Consider the following 6,435-nt stretch of genomic DNA (forward strand, 5'->3'; position numbering starts at 1 on the left):
CTTGCGGGACAGATCTTTAGCTCTGTCCTCAACTGATTAAAAAATTATGACTTCATACGACTACCAACTCTTCGTCATCGGCGGTGGCTCTGGCGGCGTGCGCGCCGCGCGCATTGCTTCCGGCTTGGGCGCGCGCGTGGCCATTGCCGAGAACTTTCGCTATGGTGGCACCTGTGTCATTCGCGGCTGCGTGCCCAAAAAACTGCTGGTTTATGCGGCCCACTTTGCCGAAGACTTCGTTGATGCCCAAGGTTTTGGCTGGACCGTGCCGCCGCGCGAGTTTTCCTGGCCCGCGCTGATTGCAGCCAAGGACAAGGAAATCACCCGCCTGAGCGGCCTGTATGAGAACAACCTGGTTGGTTCCAAAGTGACGGTCATGCACGGCGCGGCAAGTGTGGTTGATGCGCACACGGTGGCGCTCAACGGGCAGCACATTAGCGCCGAGCACATCCTGATCGCCACCGGCGGCACGCCCTTTGTGCCGCAGATCCCGGGCATCGAGCACGCCATCACCTCCAACGAGGTGTTTGATTTACCGCAGTTGCCGCGGCGCGTGCTGATTGTGGGTGGTGGCTACATTGCCGTCGAATTTGCCGGCATCCTCAATGGCCTGGGCGCGCAGGTGACGCTGTGTTACCGCGGTGAGCAGGTGTTGCGCGGCTTTGACGACGACGTGCGGGCGCACCTGTCCGAAGAGATGGTTAAAAAAGGCATTGCCGTGCTGCTGCACCAGGACGTGGCGCGCATTGACAAACGCACTGATGGCAGTTTGTCGGTGGCGCTCACGGGTGCACAGGCTTCAAACCATGCGGTGGATGCCGTGCTGTATGCCACCGGCCGCGTGCCCAACACCGAGAGCCTGGGGCTGGCCGAGGCAGGCGTGGTGCTCGACCAGGCAGGCGGTGTGGTGGTGAATGCCTTCGGCCAAAGCAGCGTTCCCAGCATTCACGCGGTGGGTGATGTCACCAACCGCATTGCGCTGACGCCGGTGGCCATACGCGAGGGCGCGGCGCTGGCCACTACGCTGTTTGGGCCCAGCCCGGTCAGCGCCGACCTGACCACCGTGCCGTCGGCGGTGTTCAGCCAGCCGCCCATTGGCACCGTTGGGCTGACCGAAGCGCAGGCGCTGGCCAAGCATGGCGAAATAGACATCTACCGCAGCAAGTTTCGCAACATGCGCCACACCCTGTCCGGGCGTGACGAACGCACGCTGGTCAAGCTGATTGTGGACAGCGCCAGCCAGCGCGTGCTGGGGGCACACATGGTGGGAGCCGATGCCGCCGAGATCATCCAGGGCCTGGCCATTGCGATCCGCATGGGCGCGACCAAAGCCGACTTTGATGCCACGGTGGCGCTGCACCCGTCGGCCGCCGAGGAGTTTGTGACCTTGCGCGAAAAAACTACCCGCAAAAAGAGCGATTGAACCGTGTCGCGCGGCCACGGCTTGCCAGTCGGTGCGCCCTTTGCCAGTCGGTGAATGGGCACTCGCCGCAGGCGCGTAAAAAAGCCAGCTTGCGCTGGCTTTTCAGGAGTCAAGACCGTAGGCCTTGAGCAGTTCGGCATGGCGGGCGGAATCGATGCCGCGTTCGCCGGCCAGCGTTTCTATGGGGTCGCCCGGCACCATGCGGATCAGGAAGAACGCAACCAGCGTCATACCGATGAAGGTGGGAATGATCAGGCTGAAGCGGGTCAGGAAAAAACGAAGCATCGGCAAACAATGGTTGTTATTGGGCAGAATGATGCCACAAACAAAAGGCCGACTTGCGTCGGCCTTTCAAAGCTGGGATCGGGCAGGATTATTTCAAATGCTTGCCGATCAGGCCGGCCATTTCGAACATGGTGACTTGCGCCTTGCCAAAAACTTCCTTGAGCTTGGCGTCGGCGTTAATGAGGCGCTTGTTGATGGCATCTTGCAGTTTGTTGGCCTTGATATAGACCCAGAGTTGCTTGACCACTTCGGTGCGCGGCAGCGGTTTGCCGCCGACGATGGCAGCCAAAGCAGTGCTGGGCGTCATGGCTTTCATGAACGCAGCGTTGACGGCGCGCTTGGCAGCAGGTGCCTTTTTGACCACAGCCTTTTTGGCAGGTGCAGCTTTTTTGGCAGGCGCAGCAGCTTTTTTGACGGCTACTTTTTTAGCCGGTGCCGCAGCCTTTGCCGGGGCAGCTTTTTTAGCCGGAGCGGCCTTGGTCGCAGGTGCCGCTTTCTTAGCCGGCGCTTTTTTTGCAGTTGCCATGTGGATGTCCTTTTCGTAGTTGATCAAACACCAGCAAAAGAAGATCGGCTGGTTGGAGGCGAATCCTACTGGAGAAATTTGCCTATTCATAGGGGGAAGACGCTAATTTCTCGTGGAAAAAGTTATTTTTGTTGCGTTTTTTACCGATTTACAATTTTCCGGCCCAATCAACCCACGCATGTCGATTTTTATGAACCCTGCTTTTGCTACCTGTGATTTGTGTGATGCCCACAAAAATGAGGCTCCTGAGGTGTTCAGGGTGCTGCCGCCCGTGTTCAAAGACTTTGGCGCGCGCCGGGTTTTTTGCGGTCCGGTGGTGACCGTCAAATGCTTTGAAGACAACTCGCTGGTGAAGGCCGCGGTCGATTCAGTCGGCTTTGATGACACGCCCGCAGGACGCATCGGCAAGGTGCTGGTTGTCGATGGTGCGGGCTCGTTGCGCCGTGCATTATTGGGTGGCAACCTGGGCGCGGCGGCAGCCAGAAACGGCTGGGCCGGGGTGCTGCTTGACGGCTGCGTGCGCGACGTGGCCGAACTTGCGGTGCAGGACGTTGGCATCCGCGCGCTGGCCAGCAACCCGATGCCCACCGAAAAAAAGAACCAGGGTCTGCAGGACCTGGCCGTGCAAATCCAGGGCGTCTGGGTTCATCCCGGCGACTGGCTGTATGCCGATGCCGACGGCATGGTGGTCAGCGCAACCCGTCTGGTTTAGCGCGCCCCGGCAAGGTTGCCAGCAGCACGCCGGCCAGGCACAAGGCAAACGCGAACAATTGCAGGCCGCTAAGCCGTTCACCCAAAAAGAGCACGCCCACCAGCGCCGCTGCAATGGGCAGCATGACGGTGAAGACACCGGCACGTGCCGCTGCAATGGTCTTGAGTCCGGTCATCCACAACCACACCGTCCAGACGCTGGCGGCCAGCCCATAAAACAGCAGCAGCAGCCAAATGCCCGCTGGCACCCCGGCAAAGTCGAAGCCCCAGGCAGCGTAAACCCCAAAGGGTGTCATCAAGGCAAAGCCCCACAGATTGATTAACGCGGTGATGCGTTTGGGCGACAGCGTGCCGGTGAGCTTTTTGCCGATCACCGCATAACTTGCTTCGCACAGCACGGCGGCAAACACCAGCAAATTGCCCCACAGCTGCTTGTGTGCTGCAGGCGCGGACGAATCCGCTTTTGACATGGAAAACAAGCTGATGCCAACCACGGCCAGAGCAATCGCCGCCCACACGCGCAGGCCAACACGCTCGCGCAAAAACAGCCAGCTCAGCAACGCGACGACCGAGGGCAGGGTGGCCAGGATGATGCCAGCTGACACCGCCGTGGTCATGCTGACACCAAACAGCATGCAAATGGTGAACAAGAAATTGCCCAAAAAAGATTCCAGAAAAAGCAGGCCTTTGATATTGCGGCTCATGGGCGGCTCATGGGCCGGCTTGACCAGCCAGTGCGGCATGGCCAGCACGCCAATGCCAAAGCGCAGCCAGGCCAGCAACATCACGGGCAGGGCCAGGGCCAGCGGTTTGCTTAGCGCCACATAGCTGCCCACCAGCGACATGCTGGCGGCCAGCAGCAGGTAGGCGACCCAGCGCGGTGAAGCGCGGGGCGAATCTTGATCAAGTGGCATCACGTTGGAAATGAAACGGTGAAAAAATGCCGGCGTCGTGTCCGTCGGGGCGACGCCTGCGCTTTGCGGTTCAGTGGATTGACCGATGGTATGTGAATTGGCTCCTTGAACCTGCCTGAACGCCGGATAATTTACAGTGCTTGTGCTCGCCTGCCAAATCCGTCAGCGAGCGACGCTTTCAAGGATGTTTCCATGTCAATCGGTGAATTTGCCTACGCCAACCACAGCAACCGTTTTCTGGCGGCAGCCACTTTGGCGCAACAGCCCTTTGCCGTGGTCGGTGTACCCTTTGACGGCGCGGTCACCAACCGGCCCGGCGCGCGTTTTGGCCCGCAGGCCATTCGCAGCGCCAGCCTGATGCTGTGCGACGGCAGCCACCCGCATTTCGAGGTCACGCCGCTGGGGCAGCTGGGCGACGGACATGACATGCGCCTGCCCAACGCCTCGCCGCTGGCCGAGGTGCGCGCGCGCATCCAGGCTCAGGCCAGCGCACTCATGGCGCGCCACCACTGCGTTTTTCTGGGGGGCGACCATTCCATCACCTTGCCGCTGCTGCGCGCCGCGCATCAACAACACGGCGCGCTGGCTCTGGTGCATTTTGACGCCCACTGCGACACCTGGAGCGACCACTTTGGCGAGCCCTCGGGCCATGGCACCTGGACTTATGAGGCGCTGCAGGAAGGCCTGGTGAGCCCGCAGCACACGGTGCAAATCGGCCTGCGTTCCAGCGGCGCGCGGGCCGCGCGCGAGTATGTGCAAGATCAGGGCGGGCTGATCTTTACCGGCCGCCAGCTGCGCGGCCTTGATGGCGCGGCGCTGCAACCGGTGGTGGCGCAAATTTTGGCGCGCCTGGGGCAGCGCCCGTGTTACCTGACACTCGACATCGACTGCCTCGACCCCGCCTTTGCCCCCGGCACCGGCACGCCCGAGCCCGGTGGCCTGAGCAGCGCGCAGGTGCTGACGCTGCTGGAAGAATTGGCGCCGTTGAATCTGGTGGGCATGGACTGCGTCGAAGTGGCGCCCGCCTATGACCATGCCGAACTCACCAGCACGGCAGCCGCCACCTTCGTTTGGACCTACCTGTGCGGCCAGGTTGCCGAGAGGATGGAGGCTGGTCAGTGATTCCAAAAGCTTTGTCATCGCGAGGACGAAGGACGTGGCGATCCATGCATTCCGGACTTCTTGGATTGCCGCGCTTCGCTTGCAATGACGAGCATCCGTGCCAATCGCAATGACATCCAGCAACAAGGACGGCCATGCTGCTCGACTCCGACACCCAGCTTAACCAGCACAGCTACTACGAAGCCAGCGTCACGCGCGAGCCGGTGGCGCCACCTTTGCAAGGCCACATCACGGCTGATGTGCTGGTGGTCGGTGCCGGTTATGCCGGGCTGTCGGCAGCCATCGAGCTGGCGCAGCGCGGTTACCAGGTGGTGGTGCTCGAAGCCGACCGGGTGTGTGCCGGGGCATCGGGGCGCAACGGCGGCCAGGCCATCGCGGGCTATGCCAGCGGCCAGGCACTCTTTGAGTCGCAACTTGGCAAGGCGCAGGCGCGCCAGGCCTGGGACTTGTCGGTGGCTTCGGTGGACCTGATCGACCAGCGCATTGCCGACTTTCAGATTGATTGCGACCGCCAGCACGGCTACCTCTACGTGGCCGATTCAGCGCGCAAGGCGCGTGCGCTGGCCGAAGAGATGCAGGCGCACGCGCGTGATTACGCTTTTGAGACCGACTTTGCCACCGGCACCGAGGTGCAACGCCACATTGCCAGCCCGCTTTACCACGCCTGCGCCTATGAGCGCAAATCGGGCCATCTGCACCCACTGAAATACGGCTTGGGTCTGGCGCGCGCGGCCAAAAGCCTGGGGGTAAAAATCTACGAATATTCCGCAGTCACAGGGCTGCAGCGCGGCGAAAAACTCACCGCCACGACCGCCCAGGGCACGGTCACTGCGCCCTTTGGCGTGCTGGCAGGCAACTGCACGCTGCCTGAATACGGCCCCAAGGTGGCCCCCGACATCGCGTCGCGCATCATGCCGGTGGGCACCTACATGATCGGCACCGCGCCGCTCGACCCCGCCTTGTGCCAGCGCCTGATCCCGAGCAACGCGGCGGCGTGTGACAACAATTTTGTGCTGGACTACTTCCGCTTCAGCGCCGACCACCGCATGCTGTTTGGCGGGCGCGTCAGCTACACCACGCGCACGCCGCCCAATCTGCAAGCGGTAATGGCCAGGCGCATGGCCCAGGTGTTTCCGGCATTGCGCAACGCAACAGTCGAATTTTTATGGGGCGGCTTTGTTGACATCAGCATGAATCGCGCGCCCGACTTTGGCCGCCTGGGCAGCAACCTGTATTACCTGCAGGGCTTCAGCGGCCATGGCCTGGCGCTCACGGGGCTTGCCGGGCAACTGGTGGCGCAAGCGGTGGCGGGCCAGGCAGAACAGTTTGACCTGTTTGCCCAATTGCAGCACCGCCGTTTTCCGGGCGGACCGCTGTTGCGCATGCCCAGCCTGGTGCTGGGCACGCTGTACCACCGGCTGCGTGATGTTTTGTGAAAAGCACCCAATTCAGGA

Annotated in this window: 6 protein-coding genes and 1 pseudogene; 4 read left to right on the forward strand and 3 right to left on the reverse strand. The window is 61.7% G+C overall.

Going from position 1 to position 6,435, the window contains the following annotated elements; translation table 11 throughout:
* Positions 1-46: 46 nt before the first annotated feature.
* Positions 47-1,423, forward strand: coding sequence for a glutathione-disulfide reductase (gene gor / locus IBX54_RS11360; protein WP_296542767.1), 1,377 nt, complete (start codon positions 47-49; stop codon positions 1,421-1,423).
* A 114-nt stretch (positions 1,424-1,537) separates the two neighbouring features.
* Here the strand turns inward: gor and IBX54_RS11365 are convergent.
* Positions 1,538-1,708, reverse strand: a pseudogene (locus tag IBX54_RS11365) (peptide ABC transporter permease); the annotation flags it as partial.
* 88 nt (positions 1,709-1,796) lie between these two features.
* Positions 1,797-2,234 (reverse strand): SWIB/MDM2 domain-containing protein, encoded by a 438-nt coding sequence (locus IBX54_RS11370; RefSeq protein ID WP_296542768.1) that lies wholly within the window; start codon positions 2,232-2,234, stop codon positions 1,797-1,799.
* A 190-nt stretch (positions 2,235-2,424) separates the two neighbouring features.
* Between IBX54_RS11370 and rraA the strand changes: the two genes are divergently transcribed.
* Complete coding sequence (gene rraA, locus IBX54_RS11375) at positions 2,425-2,946, forward strand: ribonuclease E activity regulator RraA (protein WP_296542769.1); 522 nt, start codon at positions 2,425-2,427, stop codon at positions 2,944-2,946.
* Here rraA and IBX54_RS11380 read toward each other — a convergent pair.
* On the reverse strand, positions 2,924-3,859 hold the full coding sequence (locus IBX54_RS11380; RefSeq protein ID WP_296542770.1) for a DMT family transporter: 936 nt from the start codon (positions 3,857-3,859) through the stop codon (positions 2,924-2,926). The two genes, rraA and IBX54_RS11380, sit on opposite strands and share 23 nt — an antisense overlap.
* A 192-nt stretch (positions 3,860-4,051) precedes the next feature.
* Between IBX54_RS11380 and speB the strand changes: the two genes are divergently transcribed.
* Together speB and IBX54_RS11390 are read left to right on the forward strand one after the other, a co-directional pair.
* Positions 4,052-4,981, forward strand: coding sequence for an agmatinase (speB, locus tag IBX54_RS11385; RefSeq protein WP_296542771.1), 930 nt, complete (start codon positions 4,052-4,054; stop codon positions 4,979-4,981).
* Between the two features lie 134 nt (positions 4,982-5,115).
* Complete coding sequence (locus tag IBX54_RS11390) at positions 5,116-6,417, forward strand: FAD-binding oxidoreductase (RefSeq protein WP_296542772.1); 1,302 nt, start codon at positions 5,116-5,118, stop codon at positions 6,415-6,417.
* Positions 6,418-6,435: the final 18 nt, after the last annotated feature.

It is taken from the genome of Rhodoferax sp., assembly GCF_014859475.1.
Classification (GTDB): Bacteria; Pseudomonadota; Gammaproteobacteria; order Burkholderiales; family Burkholderiaceae_C; genus Rhodoferax.